The 23,595-nt window shown below is 47.1% G+C and carries 18 protein-coding genes; 3 read left to right on the forward strand and 15 right to left on the reverse strand.

The annotated features are described in order from the left end of the window. Positions 1-34: 34 nt before the first annotated feature. The 9 genes from KOG47_RS06905 to adhE all read right to left on the reverse strand — a co-directional run bounded on the left by KOG47_RS06905 (position 35) and on the right by adhE (position 10,713). The gene (locus tag KOG47_RS06905; RefSeq protein ID WP_215243987.1) at positions 35-637 is read right to left on the reverse strand and encodes a VOC family protein; all 603 of its coding nucleotides are present in this window, start codon (positions 635-637) and stop codon (positions 35-37) included. Positions 638-674: 37 nt separating this feature from the next. Continuing rightward, positions 675-1,127 carry a VOC family protein gene (locus KOG47_RS06910; protein WP_215243988.1) on the reverse strand — a complete coding sequence of 151 codons (453 nt, stop codon included), beginning with the start codon at positions 1,125-1,127 and terminating at the stop codon, positions 675-677. A gap of 254 nt (positions 1,128-1,381) precedes the next feature. Further along, positions 1,382-1,903 carry a GNAT family N-acetyltransferase gene (locus KOG47_RS06915; protein WP_159562242.1) on the reverse strand — a complete coding sequence of 174 codons (522 nt, stop codon included), beginning with the start codon at positions 1,901-1,903 and terminating at the stop codon, positions 1,382-1,384. 141 nt (positions 1,904-2,044) lie between these two features. After that, positions 2,045-3,955: a PTS fructose transporter subunit IIABC gene (locus KOG47_RS06920; protein ID WP_215243989.1), complete on the reverse strand. Its 1,911-nt coding sequence runs from the start codon at positions 3,953-3,955 to the stop codon at positions 2,045-2,047. Then, positions 3,952-4,881, reverse strand: a complete 930-nt coding sequence (gene pfkB / locus KOG47_RS06925) for a 1-phosphofructokinase (protein WP_215243990.1) — start codon at positions 4,879-4,881, stop codon at positions 3,952-3,954. Before pfkB ends, KOG47_RS06920 begins: the two co-directional genes overlap by 4 nt. Further along, positions 4,878-5,621 carry a DeoR/GlpR family DNA-binding transcription regulator gene (locus tag KOG47_RS06930; RefSeq protein WP_078146840.1) on the reverse strand — a complete coding sequence of 248 codons (744 nt, stop codon included), beginning with the start codon at positions 5,619-5,621 and terminating at the stop codon, positions 4,878-4,880. The genes pfkB and KOG47_RS06930 overlap by 4 nt, the downstream gene beginning before the upstream one ends. Before the next feature lie 135 nt (positions 5,622-5,756). After that, positions 5,757-6,671 (reverse strand): alpha/beta hydrolase, encoded by a 915-nt coding sequence (locus KOG47_RS06935; RefSeq protein ID WP_074037089.1) that lies wholly within the window; start codon positions 6,669-6,671, stop codon positions 5,757-5,759. 84 nt (positions 6,672-6,755) lie between these two features. Further along, positions 6,756-7,940 (reverse strand): zinc-binding metallopeptidase family protein, encoded by a 1,185-nt coding sequence (locus tag KOG47_RS06940; protein ID WP_215243991.1) that lies wholly within the window; start codon positions 7,938-7,940, stop codon positions 6,756-6,758. Positions 7,941-8,121: 181 nt separating this feature from the next. After that, positions 8,122-10,713 carry a bifunctional acetaldehyde-CoA/alcohol dehydrogenase gene (adhE, locus tag KOG47_RS06945; RefSeq protein WP_012726208.1) on the reverse strand — a complete coding sequence of 864 codons (2,592 nt, stop codon included), beginning with the start codon at positions 10,711-10,713 and terminating at the stop codon, positions 8,122-8,124. A gap of 388 nt (positions 10,714-11,101) precedes the next feature. On the opposite strand from adhE, the gene KOG47_RS06950 reads away from it, so the two are divergent. The 3 genes from KOG47_RS06950 to KOG47_RS06960 all read left to right on the forward strand — a co-directional run bounded on the left by KOG47_RS06950 (position 11,102) and on the right by KOG47_RS06960 (position 13,805). Continuing rightward, positions 11,102-11,548, forward strand: coding sequence for a MarR family winged helix-turn-helix transcriptional regulator (locus tag KOG47_RS06950; protein ID WP_012726207.1), 447 nt, complete (start codon positions 11,102-11,104; stop codon positions 11,546-11,548). A gap of 80 nt (positions 11,549-11,628) precedes the next feature. Further along, on the forward strand, positions 11,629-12,342 hold the full coding sequence (locus KOG47_RS06955; RefSeq protein WP_012726206.1) for a YebC/PmpR family DNA-binding transcriptional regulator: 714 nt from the start codon (positions 11,629-11,631) through the stop codon (positions 12,340-12,342). Positions 12,343-12,485: 143 nt separating this feature from the next. Continuing rightward, entirely contained in the window at positions 12,486-13,805 is a 1,320-nt protein-coding gene (locus KOG47_RS06960; RefSeq protein WP_214690963.1) for a Na+/H+ antiporter family protein, read from the forward strand. A 138-nt stretch (positions 13,806-13,943) separates the two neighbouring features. On the opposite strand, the gene KOG47_RS06965 is transcribed toward KOG47_RS06960, so the two are convergent. From KOG47_RS06965 to KOG47_RS06990, 6 genes are all read right to left on the reverse strand, one after another. After that, positions 13,944-15,395 carry a glutamate synthase subunit beta gene (locus KOG47_RS06965; RefSeq protein WP_215243992.1) on the reverse strand — a complete coding sequence of 484 codons (1,452 nt, stop codon included), beginning with the start codon at positions 15,393-15,395 and terminating at the stop codon, positions 13,944-13,946. After that, positions 15,392-19,831, reverse strand: coding sequence for a glutamate synthase large subunit (gltB, locus tag KOG47_RS06970; RefSeq protein ID WP_215243993.1), 4,440 nt, complete (start codon positions 19,829-19,831; stop codon positions 15,392-15,394). Before gltB ends, KOG47_RS06965 begins: the two co-directional genes overlap by 4 nt. A 253-nt stretch (positions 19,832-20,084) precedes the next feature. Then, entirely contained in the window at positions 20,085-20,837 is a 753-nt protein-coding gene (locus KOG47_RS06975) for a tryptophan-rich sensory protein (protein WP_196430647.1), read from the reverse strand. A gap of 116 nt (positions 20,838-20,953) precedes the next feature. Further along, positions 20,954-21,766 carry an aldo/keto reductase gene (locus KOG47_RS06980; RefSeq protein ID WP_078146830.1) on the reverse strand — a complete coding sequence of 271 codons (813 nt, stop codon included), beginning with the start codon at positions 21,764-21,766 and terminating at the stop codon, positions 20,954-20,956. Positions 21,767-21,831: 65 nt separating this feature from the next. Further along, positions 21,832-22,626, reverse strand: coding sequence for an ABC transporter permease subunit (locus KOG47_RS06985; protein ID WP_214690967.1), 795 nt, complete (start codon positions 22,624-22,626; stop codon positions 21,832-21,834). Between the two features lies 1 nt (position 22,627). Continuing rightward, positions 22,628-23,500: an ABC transporter ATP-binding protein gene (locus tag KOG47_RS06990; RefSeq protein ID WP_074037097.1), complete on the reverse strand. Its 873-nt coding sequence runs from the start codon at positions 23,498-23,500 to the stop codon at positions 22,628-22,630. Positions 23,501-23,595 lie beyond the last annotated feature (95 nt).

Genomic DNA, 23,595 nt, shown 5'->3' on the forward strand with positions numbered 1-23,595 from the left:
CCCTTAAAAGAATTATTATCTATTAATCATTTAATCATTTTGAAAGGATGATTTGAATACCGTTCGGATCAGTTGAACTAATCGCACAATCACCCATCAGGTTTACATGCGTTAACTGTGTACGATTCGATTCAGTTACAACGATTTGCGAGACAGGACAATTAAATAATTGTTTCAATACCTCTTCAAGACCTTCCGTTTTTGTTTCAATATTCAATCGATGAATACGATTCTCGTAAAGTGATTGTACAGCATCGAAATGGTCCTGAAGTTCGATTCGAAATCCGTATGGTGTATGGATGAACGTTCTTCGTTCATTTGACTGAACCGTCAATCCTATTTCCTCTGCTCGTTCTAACACATCCACTTTTTCCTCTTCAGATACTAAAAAACCAATATGATCAAACATCACTTTCTTTCCGTAACCGAATGTGATATTCGTCGCTCCCTGCTTCATTTCTATGATTCTAAACTGAATAGATTGGTCCCTAAAGTCGTCCCAATCGAGAGGTGGGGCAAAAGATTCGAATTCTCCATCTTTCTTTCCGATTCGTTGGGACACTTGAAATCCTAGACTCGCATAAAATTTCTCCGTTTCTTCGACATGTGGTGTCCATAGATGATAATGGAATAGCATATTCTCTCTCCTTTATTGAATCAATTATGTACATTCTTTATTTTTTTAACCACTCTTCGTACGGAATCACATTAGCAGTTTCATCTGCGTTTGTTCCTATCAACGTGATGAGTTCAAGCGAATTTCCGTCCGGGTCTTCAAAGTAGATGGCCGCATGCTCGTACGGGGCATTCGGAAGGACGAGTGGTTGCTGTTCAGGTGTCATCTTGAACGCAGTACGAATTTCAATTCCCTGATCCTCAAGCCATGCTTTAATCGCATCCAAATCCTGCTCCTCGATTCGAAAAGCGATGTGTCGGATTGATGGATGATACGGTAAATCGACTCGATCAGATTTCCATAACCCAATCCAGCTCTCCCCTTTCCTAATCCACAGGAAAGCCAATTTCTCATTTTGGAATGCCAACTCTAATCCTAATTTCTCATAAAATCGAATTGATTCAGTTAAATCACTCACCGGCAAGTGCGCCTCGTATATTCCTTTAATCATTCACCGTATCCTCGTTTCTACATTTATTTTCATCCATATTTGTCCTTACTAGACATAGATTTATTGACAATTTTCCATTGTAAAATTATTATAGATAATTCCATTATAGAACTAGAGAGGATGGAACGGTGAAAATATCCCGTGGGAAATTACGTTGTTGGCTGCAAAGCTGAATCAATCTTGAATAAAAAATCGGTTATAGCCCATAAATTAGGAACAAAAAAAGACCGTAGATCATTCTACAGTCTCAAAGCTTAGGCTCCCATGATGGAGTCATGACGGGTCGTTTCCCATCCATACGCCACTTCTCGAAGCATCAATTCACCAAACTCTCGATCTTTCTGGTCGATGACCTGCCCTTGTTTTCGCTCATAAAATGTACGGAACGGATTCATCTCAAGTGCCCAGATCAAGAGCCCTGCCTCACACATCGATTGCACGGCATGTTCAAGGAGAGCGGACCCGATTCCGTTCCCTTGATGGTTCTCTAAAATATAAATGGCATATACTTCATTCGTGTGGTCTGGGTACTCTCCTGTCCGTTCTTCTCCGTATAGGATGAAGCCCACAATCTCGTCCTCGACAATCGCCACAAAGCCGGCTACTTCTTGCCGACGAAGGGCGGTCCGCAAACGTTCTGCCCATTCGATGGAACCGGACGAAACTTTCAATAAATACTCAGTCGGCACGATTCCCCGATAGGTCGTACGCCATCCGTTCACACGCACTCTCGCAATCCCATACACATCATCTGGTTTGGCGACCCGAATGTCCAATGTGACCCCCTCCTCACCCGAAGCTTTACAAATAGTTTACCACAAATCCCCAACTTACAATCCGAGATTATGTGAAAATTGAACGGACATCCACAACAAAAAAGACGTCACCTTTAGATAAAGGAAACGTCTTTTCTCACGTTATGCAACTTCTTTAGATTGGACTGGTGTAGATGTTGTTAACGGTTTTTTCAAGAACGAGAGGAGCAATGCTCCGACCACAGCACCTGCCAAGATGGCGAGTGCATAGAGGCCCATACTTACCGCGACGTTTCCAGCTCCTTCAAGAAGTGGGAAGACGAAGATTCCTCCGTGTGGCGCAGGTAATTGAATCGTGAAGAATGCGGATAAACCGCCTGCGATGGCAGAACCGAGAATCGCTGATGGAAGAACGCGAATCGGGTCCGCAGCTGCGAATGGGATTGCCGCTTCCGTGATGAACGAAGCTCCCATAATATATGCTGTTTTTCCTGCTTCGCGCTCTTGTTTCGAGAACTTTTGACGAGCGAAGACAGTTGATGCGAGTGCGACGAGGAGTGGTGGTACCATCCCTCCAGCCATGACGGCTGCCATGACTTCTTGGTTACCCGCTGTGAGTGCTGCCGTTCCGAAGACGTATGCTGTCTTGTTGATCGGACCACCCATATCGACTGCCATCATCCCACCGACGATGACTCCTAAAAGGATAGCGTTTGCGCCGCTCATACTGTTCAACGTATCCATCAACCATGTCATAAATGCAGCAATCGGTTCATTGACGACGAGCAACATGACCATACCTGAGATAAATGATCCAAGTAAAGGATATAAGAGGACCGGTTTGATTCCTTCAAGTGAAGCTGGCAACTTCGCAAGTGTCTTTTTCAAGAAGAGGACGACATAACCTGCCAAGAAACCAGCGATGAGACCACCGAGGAATCCGGCGTTCCCTTGACTTGCAAGTACCCCTGCCACGAGACCTGGTGCGAGACCTGGGCGATCGGCAATCGACATCGCGATGAAACCGGCGAGAATCGGAACGAGGAAGCCGAATGCAGCTCCACCGATCGTCATCAACTGTGCTGCAAATTCATTGTAAGAAGGGTCATCCGGGTTAGCAGAGTTGATGCCCCAGAAGAAGCTGATGGCAATCAAGAGACCACCTGCGACAACGAGTGGAAGCATCGCAGATACCCCGCTCATCAAGTGTTTGTACACGCCTGTACGTTGCTCTTTCGAAGCGCCACCTGATGTTTTCGAAGCCTCATATACCGGCGCATCTTGTTTCACCGCACGATTGATGAGTTCTTCAGGTTTCCGAATCCCTTGTGCGACCGGAACTTCGATGACTCGTTTACCAGCGAAACGATCCATTTCAACAGCCTTGTCCGCTGCGACGATGATCGCTGTTGCCCGGTCGATATCCGCACGTGTCAATTCATTTTTTACGCCAGTCGATCCGTTCGTTTCGACTTTAATATCGACGCCCATCGCTTCCGCTTTTTGTTTCAAGCTGTCTGCCGCCATATACGTATGGGCGATGCCTGTCGGGCAAGCCGTGACCGCCAAAATGAACGGTGTATCTTCATTCGTCGGTTTGACGACTTCTGGCTTCGCTTCTGCCAATTCTTTTTCTTCGATGGCACGGATGACATCGCTTTCAGAAGTTGCTGCATAGAGACGTTCTTGGAATGCAGGGTCCATCAAGTAAACTGAAAGTTTAGAAAGTGTTTCAAGGTGTTCATTATTCGCATTTTCTCCTGCCGCAATCATGAAGAAGAGGCGACTCGGTTGTCCATCTAACGCTTCGTAGTCGACACCTTCCGAGCGACCGAACGCGATTGCTGGCGTTTGGACCGCACTCGTCTTCGCGTGAGGGATGGCAATCCCTTCTCCAAGGCCAGTCGTGCTCTCGCTTTCACGTTGTAGAATCGCATCGCGATAACCGTTGCGGTCCGATAGCTTACCAGCGCGATCGAGGACATCGACAAGTTCTTCGATGACCTCACGCTTAGAATTCGCGCTTAGATTCAATTGAATCGTGTCGCGTTGGAGCAAGTCCGTGATTTTCATGTTGTTTCCTCCATTCGTTTCAGTGGTGTGAGTTGTACTTGATCGATCAAGCGATCAATCTCTTGCTTTGAACATAAGCCGAACGTATAAGCAGATGCGCTTCCTGTCGTGACCGCGTATCGAAATGCTTCTTGTTCACCTTTTTCTTTCACATTCGCAACAAATCCGGCGACGAGTGAGTCTCCTGCACCAACCGAGTTCACGAGTTTCCCGACCGGTGTGTTCGCTATGACGGCTCCGTCCTTGTTAACGAGTAGCGCCCCGTCTCCCGCAAAGGAGATGATAACGTTTTTCGCCCCGCGTTTGACGAGCTGTTCGGCATAAGGTAGAGCTTCTTCAAACGTTTCAATCTCGGTATCAAACAATTCACCTAATTCATGGTGATTCGGTTTGATCATGAGTGGTTCAAGCGTGAGCACTTCGAGCATGGCGTCTTTCGTTGTATCGACGACAAATTCGGCACCTTTTTCGCGAATCGATTCGGCAATGGTCCGATATAGCGAGTCTGGTAGGTTGCTCGGGATACTACCCGCGAGGACGACGATATCACCTTCTTGAACTTGGTCGAACTTGGCCTTCAACTGTTCGAGCTCACCATCCGTGATATTCGGTCCGCTCGCATTCAATTCTGTTTCCTCTTTCGCTCGAATCTTGACGTTGATCCGGGTGTTCCCGTTCACCTCTACGAAATCGGTGTGTACACCGTGATCGACGAGTGACTTTTTAATGAAGTCACCGGTCGTCCCACCGATGAAACCAAGTGCCTTCGTTTCTTGTGCATATTCCCGAAGAACGATGGAGACGTTGATTCCTTTACCGCCTGCGCGCTCCGTCGTCTCTTCGATTCGGTTCACTTCTCCTAGATGTACTTCAGGTAATGTTACGTAGTAATCAATAGAAGGGTTGAGTGTTAACGTGTAAATCATTTCGCATTCACCACCTTTGTGATTGTTTGGATGGAACTCATTGACTCACTGCTTGATGTGATCAACTGTGCGGCATCTAACGTCGCGACTCGGCTGAACGTTCGTTTCCCGATCTTCGATGCGTCCGCGAGTACGAACGAGGTTTGTGCCAATTCGATTGCCGTTTTTTTGACAAGCGCTTCTTCTGGGTCCGGGGTCGTGTAACCCGCTTCAAGGTCGATTCCATTCATTCCGAGAAAGGCGAGGTCGACACGATAATTCATCATGCTCTCGCGTGCGTTATACCCAACCAATGCCTGGGTGGAACGCTTTAATTCTCCGCCAATCACAAACGTCTTAATATCAAGATCAAATAATTCATTCGCAATCGGTAGACTGTTTGTGACGACGACAATCTTTTTCCCTTCTAAAAACGGAACCATCGCCTGAGTGGTTGTACCGGCATCTAAATAAATCGACATCCCGTCTTCGATGAACGTTGCTGCCTTCCGTGCAATCGCAACTTTTTCATCTACGAACCGGTCTCGCTTTTCTTCAAATGTCGGTTCCTCATCTGGAGTCGCAATGAGCGTTGCGCCTCCGTGAACCCTTGCCAGATACCCTTCCGCTTCGAGGTCCGTCAAATCTCGACGAATCGTCGACTCGGATGAATCCGTCAAATCAACCAATTCTTTTAATTTGACGACCTTCTGTTCAGATAAGCGTTGCAAAATCAACTGATGTCGTTGTTTCGTTAACATCTTGTTCCCTCCATACGTCTAATATAAAGCGTTTTCATTATAAAAACAACTAAAATCATTCAAAAACATTCAGTTTCATTCAATTTGTCACAATTATAACATAAAAAACGGTCAATATATGACCGTTTTTCGAGTTTATGACTGTTTTTTTAACCATTCATCCAATTCTTGAACGAGTTTTGGATGAATCGGCGCATCGATTGCTTCTCGATACTCTTTGTGCAGCATGAGAAGCGAATGGGGTGACTCCCGTGTCACGAGCAGATGATTCATATCATCAATGATCGATGAGGTGACCTCCCCTTTTGTTTGAATCATATGGACGTGCTCTGGTGGGACTTGCACATCACGCCCCCCGGTAATCGCAAGAACCGGGACGGTCACATGCTCCAATCGCTCTCGGACGTCATAGGATGCATGTTCTCGAATCCATTTCGCATTTACGACTTGACCTCGATATTTGAAAGACGAGACGTTCGTCCGTAAAGAACGCTCTAACAAATCGTCCTGTCGCTGCCTAACTTTTTTGGCAACGCCCGTCAACCGGTAGAAGAGACCTTTTATCCCTTTCACATGTTCGATGTCTTTAGCGAGTGCATCTGCTTGGTATAAGAACATCTGCTTGGACGATTCATGGAAACCGGAAAGTAAGATGAGCCCATCAGCCTTCGTCTCAAGTTGAACGGCAGGAGCAAGAACGGCCCCTTCACTATGACCAAGTAGATATAAGCGATTCACATCGGCCAGTTGTCGAATGGTGCGCACGACAAGAATCGCATCGTTAATCAAATCATGTAAACCGACTTTATTGAAGTCCCCATCGGACTTGCCAATCCCTTGTTTGTCATATCGGAACACGTTGTATCCGCGGTCGTACAACGCTTCTGCCAACTTGGCATACGTATTAAAACCGACACCACCCATATTGCCGTCACGGTCACTCGGCCCACTTCCGCTCAACATGACGATTGTCGCCCGGGGCTCCTCATGGGAAAGAAATGTTCCTGCAATCGTTCCGTATGCTGTCGTAATCGTCATCTCTTGTTTCATCGTATCGCCTCCATTACTATCATACCCGAAACTGTCATCCAAAAAAATACGTCGCCGTCAAATGAGACGGCGACATCTATGTGGTCAGTGAGTTAGCCAATCGTGTAACCAATCAACCGCATCCGTCAACCCACTTTCCGACAGGCGTTCAAACGTATCCTTCTCGGTGAACACATGCCAACTTCCTTCTAATGAGTCACTCAACATCAGATAAGGAATTCCTGCTTCATCGTAAGCGTCACCCGGTGAACTTGCCAACGAGCGCACTTCTAAATCAGAGAATGGCGCCTGTTCTAGTAATGGGTAGGATTTCATTCCTTTGGTCCGAACGTATAACGGACCGTCACCAGTCCCAAGAATATCGAGCATGACGACCGTTTCCACTTTTGCTTTTTGTCCCGTTAGCCTTTCAAGGAAATCGTCACTCGCTTCTCTGGAGTCACCGTTTCCATTCAAAAAGACATATCGAATCGTATAGTACGGTGTCTCGTTGTCCATCATCTGTATGAGGTGATATAAGACCGAAGACGGACCGACGGAAGACAAATAATGGGCCCCGTGCCAGGAAGAATCGAGTCGTGACATGAGAACAATCTCTTGATCCGTCTTGCCTTTTTGGACAAATTCGACATACGGAATTTCTTCGTTATAGGGCTTGACTTGAATCGTTTCCCCGTCCTTCAGTTGTTCAGCCGTATCCAAGTCTACCCCTGTACCATTTAATGGCATATAAGATGACGTGAAAACGAAACCCGTCTCATATGGGTCGTCTTCAAAAGGGGTGATCAGGTATCCTGCAGCTCCCTTAGATGCGAGCTCTGACAAGTACGCGTTCGCTTCCTGGTCATTCAAAACCTCACCTGCGTAATCGACGGTATACGCATCTTCGATGTTGTCATGTGAAAATTTTGTCGTCGGTAAGACAATCACTTTCTCTTTCACGTCCGGAATATCTTGTCCCCACGTCATATGTAAAATCGTACCTTTGAACGGTTGATCAAACGTCATCGATGAAAACCCCTCATACGTTTTATCCCCCATTTCAATCTCAGTCCAGCCGGTTATCCGTTCTGTGTAAAGGAGGTTTCGGTCCATGTCGATGGGTAATTCGGTTCCGAATGATTCAAAAAAGTCGGCACTCTCCCAACTATCCGCATTTCGATCGACTGATGAAATATATTCAGCGGTCTCGAGCGGCGTCGGATGGATTGGATTGAAGAAAAGAAAAACTGTCGCGATTGAACGCAACAAACTAATCAATATGAACATTACACGATCCCCATTCATCAATAAATTACTATACATACCATTTTTTATTATATACAGCTATTTATCGTCTGACTATTCAATTTTTTATCAATTTAAATATAATTTTAGAATCCGAATATCATATTCCGATCACAAGAAAAGCCCGTTCGAGTTGAACGGGCCCACTTGTAAATGTTGATCCTTATACGCCTTCGTATGCTGCGTACATGATTTCTTTTAATTCTTCAACGAGCGGCATTTTCGGGTTCGCCGTCGTACATTGGTCTTCGAATGCGTCGACCGCCATCTTGTCGATCTTCGCATCAAGTTCTGCTTTCTTGATACCTTGCGCCTTGAACGAAAGTTTGATGTTCAAGCGTTGACCGAGCTCGATGATCGCTTGGACGAGTGACTCGACACCTTCAGCTGTCGTGCTTGCTGGAAGTCCGAGGTAACGCGCGATTTCTGCGTAACGTTCGTCAGCGATGAATGACTCATATTTCGGGAACGCCGCAAGTTTCGATGGGCGTGTCGCGTTGTAACGGATGACGTGTGGCATGAGAATCGCGTTCGTACGACCGTGTGGGACGTGGAACTCTCCACCGATTTTGTGAGCAATCGAGTGGTTGATACCGAGGAATGCGTTCGCAAACGCCATACCCGCCATCGTTGAAGCGTTGTGTACTTTCTGACGAGCTTCCGCATCGCTACCGTTTTCATAGGCTTTTGGTAGGTAGTCGAAGATCATCTTGATGGCGCGGAGGCAAAGTCCGTCTGTGTAATCATTCGCCATGACGGAAACATATGCTTCGATTGCGTGTGTCATGACGTCCATTCCTGTATCAGCCGTGATTGAAGCTGGGACGGTCATGACGAACTCAGGGTCGACGATGGCGACGTCTGGTGTGATCGCATAGTCAGCAATCGGATATTTCACGTTACGTTTTTTATCTGTGATGACAGTGAACGGTGTCACTTCAGAACCTGTACCAGACGTTGTCGGGATGGCGATAAACATTGACTTGTTACCGAGTGTCGGGAACTTATACGTCCGTTTGCGAATATCCATAAATTTCTGGCGTAGATTCGAGAACTTCTCTTCTGGACGTTCGTAGAAGAGCCACATGCCTTTCGCAGCATCCATCGGCGAACCACCACCAAGTGCGATGATCATGTCTGGTTGGAAGTGACGCATCGCTTCGGCACCGTTCATGACCGTTTCAACAGATGGATCCGGTTCGACTTGGTCGAAGATGCGGTACTCGACACCAGCCGGCAAGTTTTTGATGACTTTGTCAGCGAATCCGAGTTTGACCATCATTTCATCTGTGACGATCATCGCCCGTTTTTTCGTTGTGAGCGATTGAAGATATTGTACTGAGTTTTTCTCGAAATAGATTTTTTCAGGTACTTTGAACCATTGCATATTCACGCGACGTCTCGCCACCTTTTTCACGTTGAGTAGATGTTTCGCCGTCACGTTTTCTGAGACGGAGTTTTTACCGTAAGACCCACAACCGAGCGTGAGGGATGGTGTCATTTCGTTATAAAGGTCACCGATTCCACCATGTGCTGAAGGTGAGTTAACGATGATGCGGCAAGCTTTCATACGGAGACCGAACTCAAGGATGGCATCGTCATCTGTTGAGTGGATGACCGCCGTGTGACCGAGACCACCAATCTCGAGCATTTTTTCAGCGATTGCGAATCCTTCTTCACGTGATTGAACTTTATACGCACCGAGAACCGGGCTTAATTTTTCGTGAGAGAGAAGTTCCGTTGCGCCAACTGTTTCAAGCTCTGCAATCAAGATCTTCGTATCCGCTGGTACTTTGAGACCTGCCTGTTCAGCGATCCATGCTGCCGGCTTCCCGACGATTTCAGGGTTGACCGCACATGTATCCGTGCGAATGACTAGCGTTTCAAGTTTTGCTTTTTCTTCTGGTGAGCAGAAGTAGCAACCGAGTGCCGTCATCTCTGCTTTCACTTCTTCATATACTTCTTGATCGACGATGATCGCTTGTTCAGACGCACAGATCATTCCGTTGTCGAACGTTTTTGAAAGGATGACGTCTGAGATGGCACGTTTCACTTTTGCAGTCTTATCGATGTAGGCCGGTACGTTACCAGGTCCGACACCGAGTGCTGGTTTACCAGTCGAGTAAGCCGATTTGACCATCGCTGCCCCACCTGTCGCAAGGACCATCGCTACACCAGGGTGGTTCATGAGCGCTTTCGTCGCATCGAGTGATGGAACTTCAACCCATTGAATCAAGTTTTCAGGAGCACCTGCCGCCACTGCTGCGTCACGGAGGACACGAGCCGCTTCGCTTGAACATTGTTGCGCTGATGGATGGAACGCGAAGATAATCGGGTTACGTGTCTTGATGGCGATGATTGCTTTGAACATCGTTGTCGATGTTGGGTTTGTGACCGGTGTGACACCAGCGACGACACCAACTGGCTCCGCGATGTATGTGATTCCGTTTTGAACGTCATCTTCAAGGACGCCGACCGTTTTCTCACCACGGAGTGAGTTATAGATATATTCTGTCGCAAAGATGTTTTTGATCATCTTGTCTTCAAAGACACCGCGACCTGTTTCTGTATGTGCTAATTTCGCGAGTGCGACGTGTTGCTCGAGTCCTGCAAGCGCCATCGCCTGTACGATATGGTCGATTTTCTCTTGGTCGAACGTCATCAACGTATCGAGTGCCTTATGCGCACTTGCTACGAGCGTGTCCACCATTTGTTCTGCCGTTGTTTCCACTTTTGCTTTCTCTTTGACTGCCATGTTAGGTTCCTCCTCATAAGTGAGAGCTTTTTATGAACATATTGACTTGATGGAAGCACATTGTGATGACTGTTTTCAAGAGATTGTGCTTTCCTTCACATTCATAGAATACAATGTTTTTCAGTTTTTGTGGGTGACAACAATGTGAACTCTTTCACAATATTTTTTTATCTATTGTTGATAGCTCTTGATTTTTGTATGCGTCCTCAGTAAAATCGAATGCGTTTTCATGAAAATATATCAAACCTTTAATGTAAACGCTTACATATTTTGTGTCGATTCAATCTCTACTATGATGTATCAATCATCACATCAACCCGTTTTTAGGTTCAACTGCACCTAACTCGTGTATAATGAAAATAGAACCTAACTAGGAAGTGAATCTATTATGCCGAAACAAGATGCAGCGGACCAGTTTGTCAAACTGATTCCTTTAATTCGTCGTAAATTGTTACGTCGATCTGATTTTCCTCAAATTCCAAACCTGAACTTCTCTCATTTCCATCTATTGATGTTGATTGAGGACGAGGGGGCTGTCACGAATGGACGAATCAGCGAGACACTCTCCATCGCGCCACCGAACGTTACCCCGCTCATCACGAAATTATTGAACGAGGGGTATATCACGCGGGTGCCAGACGAGCGGGATCGCCGCGTGATTTGGAATCAACTGACCGAGAAAGGTGAACGGATCTTACTTGAGCGCAGAGACTCATTCCGTAGACTATTCGAGGAACGTCTCGCCTTTTTGAATGAGGACGAAACTGACCGACTCATTGAGAGTTTGAAGACACTTACAGAGATTGTCGAGAAGATGGACAAAGGTGACGAGTAAAACTTTTCTCGTCAATTCCCACAACTTCTTATATAATCTGTAATGAATCTACGTACAAATGGAAAGAGAGATGACATGTAATGGGTCGTAAATGGAACAACATTAAAGAGAAGAAGGCGTCAAAAGATGCGAACACGAGTCGCGTCTATGCGAAGTTCGGTCGCGAGATTTATGTGGCCGCCCGTCAAGGGGAACCTGATCCTGAGTTGAACCAGTCATTAAAATTCGTTGTGGAGCGTGCGAAGACGTATAACGTGCCCCGGGCGATCATCGATCGTGCCATCGACAAAGCCAAAGGTGGCGATGAGGAAAATTTCGATGAGCTTCGATATGAAGGGTTTGGTCCGAATGGTTCGATGGTCATCGTCGATACATTGACGAATAACGTCAACCGTACGGCTTCAGAAGTTCGTGCCGCGTTCGGTAAAAACGGAGGCAACATGGGAGTCAGTGGCTCGGTCGCATATATGTTCGATGCAACTGCCGTCATCGGTGTCAATGAAATGTCGGCAGATGACGTCCTCGAACTCATGATGGAACATGACCTTGATGTGCGTGATGTTATCGAGGAAGACGAGACGGTCATCGTCTATGCCGAGCCAGAAGCGTTCCACGCCGTTCAAACTGCATTCAAGGCTGCCGGTGTAGAAGAGTTTGCCGTTGCGGAATTGACGATGCTCCCGCAGAACGAAGTGTCACTCGATGACGCTTCGCAAGAACAGTTTGAAAAACTAATCGATGTGCTCGAAGACTTGGAAGATGTGCGCCAAGTGTATCATAACGTCGAGATGTAACACGTAAGCGATAACTTTCACGAGTTATCGCTTTTTTTCATATTCGATTTGACAAGGGTCACATCATATGTTAAATTTCAAAAAGTCTTTATCATATTAAAGTGATATCAAGAGAAAGAAAACGCGAAAGGTGTTGGATCGATATGAACGCAGTATTACTTGCAGTCATCGTCTTATTTGCGCTCGCCATCAGCCGAGTGCACATTGTATTATCATTAATCTTAGCGGCGCTTGTCGGAGGGCTTGTTGGAGGACTTGGGTTCAACGATACGTTGACCGCCTTCAGTGACGGTCTTGGTGGTGGAGCGAGCATCGCACTCAGCTACGCACTCCTCGGTGCATTCGCTGTCGGGTTATCTAAAACTGGGCTTCCGGACGTCTTAGCTGAAAAATTGATTTCAATGTCAGGTCGTGACGTGTCAGGAAAACGTGTGATGGTTGTCAAAGCATTCCTGTTGTCACTCATCTTATTGTTATCCATCAGCTCTCAAAACGTGCTTCCGATACACATCGCCTTTATCCCGATTGTGATTCCGCCGTTACTCGTGCTGTTCAATGAGTTGAATGTAGACCGTCGTCTCGTAGCGACCATTTTGACGTTCGGTCTTGTGACACCATATATGTTGTTACCTGTCGGGTTTGGTGGGATTTACTTGAATGAGATTCTCATCGCGAACGTTGAAGCAAACGGCTTGACTGTCGGAGACGTCAACATCATCTCGATCATGGGCATCCCGGCATTAGGGATGGTCGTCGGATTGATAGCGGCGTTCATTCACTACCGGAAACCGAGAACGTATGACACGATTGCACTCGGACCAACTGATTATGAAGTACGTCAAATGAGTGGTTTGAAGATGATCATGACACTCGCAGTCGTTCTCATCGTGTTGATTGTTCAGTTGCAGACCGAGTCGATGATCGCCTCTGCGGTGACCGGTTTGATTTTGCTTTCAATCTTCCGCCTGATTCCATGGTCTGAGGCAGATGATATCTTCACAAGCGGCATGCGCATGATGGCATTCATCGGGTTCGTCATGATCGCCGCAAGTGGATTCGCTGCCGTCATCCGCGAGACAGGTGCGATCGAACCGCTCGTCAACGGAGCGAGCGATTTGATGGGTGACTCTAAACTCATTGCCGCTCTCGTCATGTTGCTCGTCGGCCTTGTCATCACGCTCGGAATCGGTTCAAGTTTCTCGACTGTTCCAATCATTGCAGCAATTTTCGTCCCGCTCTGTGTACAATACGGCTTCTCAGTCGAGGCAACGATTGCCATCATCGGGACTGCAGGAGCGCTTGGGGATGCAGGTAGCCCAGCGAGTGACTCGACACTCGGACCTACGAGTGGATTGAACGCTGACGGTCAACACGATCACCTACGTGAAACGGTTTGGCCAACGTTCTTACACTACAATATTCCACTCATCATCTTCGGTGTGATTGCGGCGATGGTGCTTTGATCATTTTTTCCGTCGTGAATAAATGGTTCCTAATAAAATGAGGATGAGAATAAACCAGATTCCCGTATACATGAGGATTTCGGTGAACATAAAACTCCTCCTAAACAAAAGATAAGGAGCGACGGCTGTCGCTCCTTTTTATGATGAGGTTTTTAATTCGGTCTTGCAAGTATCGAGATACGCATCGACGACCTCTGCTACTTCTCGTCCTTCCCGAATCGCCCATACAATCAGGCTTTGCCCTCGCTTGGCATCCCCCGCGACAAAAACGTTTTCCGTTGCCGTCTGGAAATCTTTCGTCTTCTCGACGCCGATTTTCCGCAACTCATGCTCCGGTCGCTCAAATCCGATGGCGACGAGGACGAGGTCCGCCGGATACGTCTCTATCGAATCTTCCTCCACGAAGAAGGTTGCCTGACCATCCGGATTGACCACTTTCGTCATCCGTTCCGTTTCAACCCCTGTGACACGTCCTTCTTTCGTGACGATTTGGTTGGAGCGAATCAAATACGTTCTCGGGTCTTTCTCATAGACCGCGAGTGATTCCGCATACGCATAATCCGTCGTATCCGTATCCGGTTGAAGTGGCCATGGTCGCTCAGGAGCCCTAAACAATCCTTTCGAAGGGTGCTTCCCAAACTGGATGACAGATTTCGCTCCTTGACGAATCGCGGTCGCCACACAGTCGGCCCCTGTATCTCCACCTCCGATGACGATGACGTCTTTGCCTTTGGCATCATGTCCTGGTGATCGAGTCAATCCTTTCCGTTCGTACATGGATGCCGTCAAATAGTCCATCGCCATTTCAACACCACGTGCATCATCGCCATCAATCCCGAGCGTGCGCTGTTTCTGAGCTCCTGTAGCGAAGATCACCGCATCGTATTGGTTCCGAAGCGCCTCGACTGTCACATCCGTACCGACCACTATGTTCGTCTGGATGACAATCCCCTCTTGTTCGAGCAACCGAATACGGCGCCTCACGACGTCCTTATCCAGTTTCATGTTCGGGATTCCGTACATGAGTAGCCCTCCCGGTTCATCCGCCTTCTCGATGATGGTGACGGAATGTCCGAGCTGGTTCAGTTGGTCAGCAGCCGCTAATCCAGCTGGCCCACTTCCGATGATGGCGATGGTCATCCCGGTTCTTCGATGGACAGATCTTGGTTTCACCCATCCTTCTTCAAATGCCCGATCGATGATGGTTCGTTCAATCGATTTGATGGCAACCGGATCTTCACTGATTCCGAGTGTACAAGACCCCTCACATGGTGCGGGACAAACTCTCCCCGTGAACTCCGGGAAGTTATTCGTCTCCATCAATCGGTGATACGCTCCCATCCAGTCCGATTTTGTCACAAGCTTGTTCCACTCCGGGATATAGTTGTGAATCGGACACCCAATCGTCTCCTGTCCAATCATATCCCCGACATGACAGAATGGAGTGCCACAGTCCATACAACGTGCTGCTTGCTGTTTGACCGATTCGTCATCCATTCGCGTCGCATATTCCTCATAATCCTTCACTCGTTCATCCACCTGACGTTCCGGTAATGTGGAACGTGGAATGTTTAAAAAGTTATGGTTCATGCGTTACCCCCCTCAGTCACAACCCGGAACAATTCAAGCGCTCGGTCTGCTTCACTCAACTCCGGTCGATTCGCCTCGATTCGACGCATGACGTCCAATACATTCGCATAATCTCGTGGAACGACCTTTACAAAGCGAGAGCGAGCTTGTTCGAACGACTCTAAAATGGTCCGTGCTTTGACACTGTCTGTATGAAACTGATGCGCCTCAAGAAGTGCATAAATTTGTTCCACGTCTTCATCGTTCAATTCTTTTATAACGGAGACGAGCTCCTCGTTGACGAGTCGATCGTACGCTTGATCCCCATAAATATATGCGATGCCACCTGACATGCCGGCTGCGAAGTTCCGTCCAACGTCACCGAGGACGAGAACTGTTCCCCCGGTCATATACTCACATCCATGATCGCCGACTCCTTCGACGACTGCCGTCGCCCCAGAATTTCGAACGGCAAAACGCTCGCCGACATGACCGTTAAAGAAGGCCTGTCCGCTCGTCGCTCCGTACAAGCAGACGTTACCGGCAATCATTTGTTTACTTTCATCAAACGGCGCATGTTTTTCAGCGATCAATACTAATTTTCCACCGCTCAAGCCTTTCCCAATATAGTCATTGGCATCACCGATGACGGAAATGGTGATCCCTCGTGGTAAAAATGCTCCTAGGCTTTGTCCGGCTGATCCACTGAGGCGAAGCGAAATGGTATCATCCGCTAAACCGACCTGACCGTGAACTTTCGTCACTTCAAACCCTAACTGTGTTCCGACGGCGCGATCGGTGTTTCGGATGCGACCAACGAAGAATGTCGGCTGCAACGAGTTGATTGACCGAGAGACTGCCGGAATCAATTTCCGGTGATCATAGGAACGATATGCCGGGTGAGCGAGTTCTTCACGTTCAGGAAGTGGTGTCGGCATCGAGAGCATTGGTGCTAAATCTAACCGTTTTGCTTTCGGATGACTCGTCTTCCATTCACTCTCTTCAAGAAGATCCGTTCGACCAATCACTTCATCAAGTGAGGTCATACCGAGTGACGCTAAAATTTCCCGTACTTCTTCGGCCAAGAACGTCATCAAGTTGACGACATGTTCTGGTTTCCCCATAAATTTCTGACGAAGCACAGGGTCTTGTGTCGCCACACCGACCGGACATGTATCTAAATGACATGCGCGCATCATAATACATCCAAGGACGACGAGCGGTGCTGTCGCAAACGCAAACTCTTCCGCCCCGAAGATGGCAGCTAGGACGATATCTCGTCCCGTCATGAGCTTTCCGTCTGTCTCAAGTGTTACTCTCCCCCGCAACCCGTTCAACGCGAGCGTTTGATGCGTCTCTAAGAGACCAAGTTCCCAAGGAAGACCTGTGTGCTTGATTGATGTTTTTGGAGAAGCACCGGTCCCACCATCATATCCACTGATGACAATCGTATCCGCGTTCGCTTTCGCCACACCCGCTGCGATTGTCCCGACGCCTGACTTCGAGACAAGTTTGACACTGATTTTCGCCTTCGGGTTCACATGCTTTAAGTCAAAGATGAGTTGGGCCAAGTCCTCAATCGAATAAATGTCGTGATGTGGAGGCGGTGAAATGAGCCCAACACCTGGAACGGATCCGCGTACTTCGGCGACCCATGGGTACACCTTATTTCCGGGAAGTTGACCACCCTCACCCGGTTTTGCCCCTTGCGCCATCTTGATTTGAATCTCATCGGCATGGTACAGATATTCTGCCGTCACCCCGAATCGCCCGCTCGCGACTTGCTTGATGCGGCTGATGCGTTCGTTCCCGAACTCATCCGGGACGAAGCGTGCTCGGTCTTCCCCACCTTCGCCCGAGTTACTTTTCGCACCAATCTGATTCATGGCGATAGCGAGGGTTTCATGCGCCTCTTTCGACAAGGACCCGAATGACATTGCTCCCGTCTTAAAACGGCGAACGATCGACGTGATTGGTTCCACTTCTTCGAGTGGCACAGGACGTTGCGTTTTAAATGCAAACAACTGTCGAATGAACTGTCCTGATGAATCATGTAGCTTCACATAAGCGTCATAATATTTTCGTTCCTTCTCACGACATGCACGTTGCAACAAATGAATCGTCTTCGGATTAAATGCATGTTCTTCCCCATCTGCACGCCATTGGAAATCACTTCCCGCTTCGAGCGGCCGATTCGTCGCATAGGCGGACGTATGGAGTGTTTTCGCCTCGTCTTCAAGTTCTTTAAATCCGATTCCAGACAGTTGGGACGTGGTTCCCCTGAAATGAGTTTCAATCAAATCACGGTCTAGTCCCACTGCTTCAAAAATTTGAGCCCCGCGATAACTTTGAATGGTGGAGATACCCATTTTCGACATGATTTTGACGATGCCTTCGACGACTGCTTTTTGATACGAGCGAATAGCCTCTTCAAATGAATGCGCGATTTGTTCACGTTCGACTAAATCTCGAATGGTCGCATAGGCCACGTAAGGGTACACCGCATCTGCCCCATACCCAATCAAGGTCGCTGCTTGATGCACTTCTCGTACCTCACCGCTCTCACAAACAAGACTACAGCCCGATCGCAAGTTCTCTCGAATCAAGTGTTGATGAACTGCACTCAGTACGAGGAGAGACGGCATCGCAATCTGTTCGCGATCGATGAGCCGGTCAGATAGAACAATCACATTTGCTCCATTTCGAACCATCTCACTGACTTGTCGCAAAAGTGACTCAAGAGATGTCTCTAAATCATCCATGAACGTCGTAGCGACTCGTTCGACCTTGAGCCTCTCGTCAAGTTGCTTGAGAGCCGCCCCATCAATCATCGGATGATCTAACCACACACGTTTTGCATGACCTCGTCCGGTATGGACCGGATCTCCTTGCGGACCAATCCAAGTAAATGTAGCCGTTACAATTTTCTCACGCAACGCGTCAATCGGTGGGTTGGTCACTTGTGCGAAGTGTTGTTTGAAATAATGGAACAAGGAACGGGGTCGTGTCGAGAGCACCGCGATTGGTTGGTCATGTCCCATCGAGCCGATTGGATCTTTCTCATCTTTGATTAACGGAACCATATACTGTTCAATGTCTTCTTTCGTATATCCAAACGCACGTTGCACACGCTCGAGTTCAAGCAGTTCTTCTTCATCGACCCCTCGATCCTCAAGGATCATCATCTGCCTAAGCCATTTGTGATAAGGCTCTGACTTCGCAATCGTCTCTTTGATCTCATGATCTGGTATCAATCGCTTTTCAATCAAGTCGATCAATAACAACTGTCCTGGTCTTAAACGCTGTTTTGATTTGACGTTCTCTGCGTCAACCGGAATGACTCCTGTTTCAGATGAGAGAATCAATTCCCCGTCCAATGTTTCGACATAACGCATCGGACGCAAGCCGTTACGATCTAAAATTGCCCCGATTTGCCTTCCATCCGTGAAGACGACTCCAGTCGGTCCATCCCACGGCTCCATGATGGATGAATGATACTGATAAAAGTCGCGCTTGAACGGTTCCATCTGTCCTTCGACAAATGGTTCAGGAATCAACATCATCGCCGTGTGGGCAATCGAGCGACCCGTTCGTGTGAAGAATTCAAAAGCGTTATCGAGCATGGACGAGTCGCTTCCATCCTCTTGAAGCACAGGGAACAAGTGTTGAACGTCTTCAAATAAGTCTGTTGACGTGACCCCTTCCCGCGCTCGCATCGCATCGATATTTCCGCGAAGCGTGTTGATTTCCCCGTTATGGACTATCATTCGGTTCGGATGTGCTCGTTCCCAAGAAGGGAACGTATTCGTCGAGAAACGAGAATGAACGATGCCGAACGTACTCTTGTAATGAGGGGATTGCAAGTCCAAATAAAATGCTGCGATTTGATTTGGCGTCAACATCCCTTTATACACGATCGTTCTCGTTGAAAGGCTTGCGATATATAGGCGTAATGATTCGACCTTTTCGATTTTTCGACGAAGTTCATAGAAGACGCGTTCATTCGCATCCTCATCTAGGAATGGACATGAGATGAACCATTGATAGATCACCGGTTGTGTGACCCGTGCATGTTCACCGATTTGCATCGGGTCGACAGGTACTTCGCGCCATTCAATCGTCGAACAATCAAGTTCATCCGCCATCCGTTCCATCAAAGTGATCTTTTCGTGAAGCTGATTCTCAGACGGCTGAAAAAAAACCATTCCGACAGCGTAACGACCGAGTGACGGAAGGTTCATGGTTTGCGTAAACAATTCGTGTGGAATTTCAGTCATGATACCAGCCCCATCACCAGCATCGATGACACCTTGTCCTCCTCGGTGCTCTAAATTACATAACATGGAGAGCGATTTTTGGACGATTTCATGTTTCTTTAGCCCATGTAAATTGACGTAAAGTCCAATCCCACACGCATCTTTCTCAAATTTTGAGTCATACAAACCAACTCGACTCATATCATCGACCCCTTTCACTCACAGTTTCGTAATTAACATTTTGTTCTAAATATTCTGAAAAATCAAGTGAGTTGCATGCATTTTTGCATAACAAGAATCTCAAAGAGTGCTATTGAAAGCGTATACATAACTGTTATCAATGGATTTATCGTTTTTAGTTATGTTCAATAAAGAATAAATATCCATAAATATTATTTATTTATAGGTTCTTAAGAACGCAAAAAAGGATATCCTGAAGATACCCTTTTCTTGATTATTGTTCTACTGTTTTACGCGTATGATGCAAAAACGATTTCGGACGTTTCCACAAAATCAAACCGATATACCCAATCGCTAGCAATGCAAGGGCGCTAACAATCACAACATAGAGTGTGCCTTCTTCGATTCTAGCAAAGATTCCGATATACGCCCATACGAATACGAGTGGGTAGATGAAATCATGATGCCACCACATAAAGAGGAGGGCAAGGACTACACCGACCATCAGCATAAGTGAGGTCCAGGCAAGTTCATCAAGACCTAACAGCGACGTGATCTGTTCCGTCTTCATCACAACGAACGTGTTGACGATGGTCGCGACTGATACCCAGCCGATGTAGATGGAGAACGGGAACCGATCGAGCCAACTCGTAGACGTTCGAAAAGCGATGTAATACAACCAGCACAGCGTCGCCAGGAACAACACCATGATGACAAGTGAGACGACGAACCATTCGTTCGTGAATGCCAATAACCATAAACCATTCAACACGCAAGAGACTAAAAATCCGGCTTTCATTCGCTCGGCTTGACGATTCGCCGTCGTCCCTTTCTTCAACTGGAGCACCAGCCAGACAAGAAGCGCGACATAGATGACACCCCAAATTGAGAAAGCGTACCCTGCCGGCTTAAAGTAGATATCGATGCGGTCCGAAACCGCCGCGTTGTCGCCGCTCGCGAAATAGTTGATGACGACGGTCGCTAAAAAAGCGACCCAGTTTACAATCGGCCATTTTGATAAGTCCATAAGCACGATCTTCTAAATGAAGATCAAACACCTCCTTTTGTAACATAATATTCAATACCCGCATCCATGTGACTCTACACGTATAAAGGGGCTCGCATATGCGAACCCCTTCTCAATTAAAAGTCGATTTCGTCTGGATCTGGTCCGAGACGTTCCCCTGTCGCCACTTGATCGATTTTCGCCAAATCGTCCGCATCGAGTGAGAAGTCGAATACATCAAAGTTCTCACGGATTCGATGTGGTGTCACCGATTTCGGTAACGCGACATGACCAGACTCAAGATGCCAACGGAGAACTATCTGTGCCGGCGTCTTCCCATGTTTTTCTGCAATCTCAGAAAAAGCAGGGATGTCTAAAAACTTTCCTTGCATGAGTGGACTCCATGCCTCGATTTGAATCCCTTCATCTTGGCAGTAATCCAACAAATCCGGTTGCGGGAGTTGTGGATGAAGTTCAACTTGATTGATGAGTGGCGCCATCAGACCGGCTTCTTTCAATGTTTCTAAGTGGTGTTCTTTAAAGTTGGATACACCGATTGCTTTGATTTTTCCGGCTTCATATAAATCGATGAGATCTTTCCACGCATCGACGAACCCATCTACCGGCCAATGCAACAGACAAAGGTCCAAATAATCTGTCTGGAGTCGTTTTAACGAGTCTTCGAATGCCTCTTTCGTTTTGCCTTCACGAATGTCATCATTCCAAATCTTCGACGTGATGAACAATTCAGAGCGGTCTACACCTGAGAGATGAATTCCCTTCGCAACGCCCTCTTCATTTTTATAGATTGCAGCCGTATCGATGTGACGATAGCCTGTTTTGATGGCTTCAACGACAGCAGCTGGTGCCTCGGTTTCATTATCGACCTTCCAGACACCAAAGCCGATCATCGGAATTTCGACCTTATTTCGTAATGTTGCGTAAAGCATCTCATTCATCCCCTTTTCATTCTAACGAGCTGATTGTATCATACCCGAGAATTTATTTCGGAAAACTAAATCGTCAAATCTTTTCGGGTGAATCGGATGAACGAGAGTGCTGAAAAGATGGTCAGGAGACCGAGTAACCAGATGAAATGGATTCCCCAATATTCCTCACGCATGATGGCACCGGCGTCAAAGAGAGAGAAGAATGAGAGGTTTGACATCCAATCGAATTGATCGCTCACTCCTTGGATGATGTTCACCATGAGAAAGAACGTGAAGATTCCACCCGTCACCATATAGGATTTACTACTATCATCGAACAGACTCGCAATCACATAAGCGGCTACGCCTAGGACGAGCAACATGAGCGCTCCATTCAATTGAAGCATCCACAATACCGCATAGTCGATTTGTAAATCGAACAGAAGGTCCGCTGCCATTAAACTCAACCCATTTAGACCGACAAATAGCCCGACTGCCACAATCAACACAACAAAGCTTGACATCACATACGTGACTCGAGAAATCGGGGCCGCCATATACAGCATGATTTCTCCAGAATCGACCGGTTTGGCCAACAGTTTCGAGGCGAAAGTCAATGCGAATAAAACTGCGAGGACGTAGAAAATCAAGCCATAATAGTTACTCGACAATAGATTGAGGACGTTGTCCATCGCCATCGACGCATCGATTTGGAAGACATCGAGAAGCTCAGGTGGCAACGACTCTAATTTTGCCTCAATCAATCCTGTTTCTTGAATAGATGGGAAGATTGCGGCTAAGAAAAAGAGATATATGCTAGTCCCGACTGAATATCCTAGAATCCAACTGCGATTCTGTTTCAACATGGAGCGAATTAACATGTCATGTCGCCTCCCCGTAATACTGCATGAATAGATGTTCGAGCTCGTCTGTGCCACTTGTCAGTGATTGAACCTGAAACTCCGCCAATGTTCGGATGAGGTGGTTCAGCTCTATCGGTGTCGAGATGGTGACCTCAACATGCATGCCGTCCCGTTCACCAGAATCGGCCGCGAATCGAACGGCTTCCGCTTCCGTTGAAAATTCGACTCGGTACCGTTTCACGCTATGTTGTCGTAATTGTTCCATGTCCTCTTCGATGATGATGCGTCCATCTTTAATCAACGCGGCACGGTCGCACGTCCGTTCCATCTCAGGGAAATGGTGAGAACTCATGAGAATCGCTTTCCCAGATTGCTTTTCTTCAATTAACCAATCGATTAGACGATCTTGCATGAGCGGGTCTAATCCGCTCGTCGGTTCATCCAATATATAGACGGGCACATCTTTCATGAAACAGGTGATGATGGCGAGTTTTTGCTTCATCCCCTTTGACATCTTCCGTACTTTCGTCGCCTCATCGAATGAAAACCGTTCACGTAATTGCCGTTCACGATCCGAATTCGTTTTGTGCAAATGGCGCGTCAATCGAATGATTTCTTCTCCCGTCATGTTCTGGGGATAATTGATTTCTCCTGGCAAATAGCCGACACTCCGTTTCACTTGCTCCGTCTCCTGCCAACAGTCGAATCCGTTGATGGTCGCCTTGCCTTCACTCGGCTTCAAAAGACCCATCAAATGTCGAATCGTTGTGGATTTCCCAGCGCCGTTCGGTCCGATGAATCCGAAGATTGTACCTGGTGATACATGTAGTGAAACGTCAAAAATACCATGTGTGGCATCAAATCGTTTCGTCAATCGCTGAATCCGAATCATCTCGAACCCTCCTTTTTTGTAATATCTGAGCGATATGATTACAAAACTAGTATATCACGTTCTTTTTTGAAATGGAAATGGTATATTGATTACAA

Source organism: Exiguobacterium sp. s121 (assembly GCF_018617245.1).
GTDB classification, from domain to species: domain Bacteria; phylum Bacillota; class Bacilli; order Exiguobacteriales; family Exiguobacteriaceae; genus Exiguobacterium; species Exiguobacterium profundum.

What these genes read in the sequence shown, in the direction of transcription:
- KOG47_RS06905 (WP_215243987.1), bottom strand. Translation starts at nt 637, where the DNA reads ATGCTATTCCATTATCATCTATGGACACCACATGTCGAAGAAACGGAG.
- KOG47_RS06910 (WP_215243988.1), bottom strand. Translation starts at nt 1,127, where the DNA reads ATGATTAAAGGAATATACGAGGCGCACTTGCCGGTGAGTGATTTAACT.
- KOG47_RS06920 (WP_215243989.1), bottom strand. Translation starts at nt 3,955, where the DNA reads ATGAAAATCACGGACTTGCTCCAACGCGACACGATTCAATTGAATCTA.
- pfkB (WP_215243990.1), bottom strand. Translation starts at nt 4,881, where the DNA reads ATGATTTACACGTTAACACTCAACCCTTCTATTGATTACTACGTAACA.
- KOG47_RS06930 (WP_078146840.1), bottom strand. Translation starts at nt 5,621, where the DNA reads ATGTTAACGAAACAACGACATCAGTTGATTTTGCAACGCTTATCTGAA.
- KOG47_RS06935 (WP_074037089.1), bottom strand. Translation starts at nt 6,671, where the DNA reads ATGAAACAAGAGATGACGATTACGACAGCATACGGAACGATTGCAGGA.
- KOG47_RS06940 (WP_215243991.1), bottom strand. Translation starts at nt 7,940, where the DNA reads ATGTTCATATTGATTAGTTTGTTGCGTTCAATCGCGACAGTTTTTCTT.
- adhE (WP_012726208.1), bottom strand. Translation starts at nt 10,713, where the DNA reads ATGGCAGTCAAAGAGAAAGCAAAAGTGGAAACAACGGCAGAACAAATG.
- KOG47_RS06950 (WP_012726207.1), top strand. Translation starts at nt 11,102, where the DNA reads ATGCCGAAACAAGATGCAGCGGACCAGTTTGTCAAACTGATTCCTTTA.
- KOG47_RS06955 (WP_012726206.1), top strand. Translation starts at nt 11,629, where the DNA reads ATGGGTCGTAAATGGAACAACATTAAAGAGAAGAAGGCGTCAAAAGAT.
- KOG47_RS06960 (WP_214690963.1), top strand. Translation starts at nt 12,486, where the DNA reads ATGAACGCAGTATTACTTGCAGTCATCGTCTTATTTGCGCTCGCCATC.
- KOG47_RS06965 (WP_215243992.1), bottom strand. Translation starts at nt 15,395, where the DNA reads ATGAACCATAACTTTTTAAACATTCCACGTTCCACATTACCGGAACGT.
- gltB (WP_215243993.1), bottom strand. Translation starts at nt 19,831, where the DNA reads ATGAGTCGAGTTGGTTTGTATGACTCAAAATTTGAGAAAGATGCGTGT.
- KOG47_RS06975 (WP_196430647.1), bottom strand. Translation starts at nt 20,837, where the DNA reads ATGGACTTATCAAAATGGCCGATTGTAAACTGGGTCGCTTTTTTAGCG.
- KOG47_RS06980 (WP_078146830.1), bottom strand. Translation starts at nt 21,766, where the DNA reads ATGCTTTACGCAACATTACGAAATAAGGTCGAAATTCCGATGATCGGC.
- KOG47_RS06985 (WP_214690967.1), bottom strand. Translation starts at nt 22,626, where the DNA reads ATGTTAATTCGCTCCATGTTGAAACAGAATCGCAGTTGGATTCTAGGA.
- KOG47_RS06990 (WP_074037097.1), bottom strand. Translation starts at nt 23,500, where the DNA reads ATGATTCGGATTCAGCGATTGACGAAACGATTTGATGCCACACATGGT.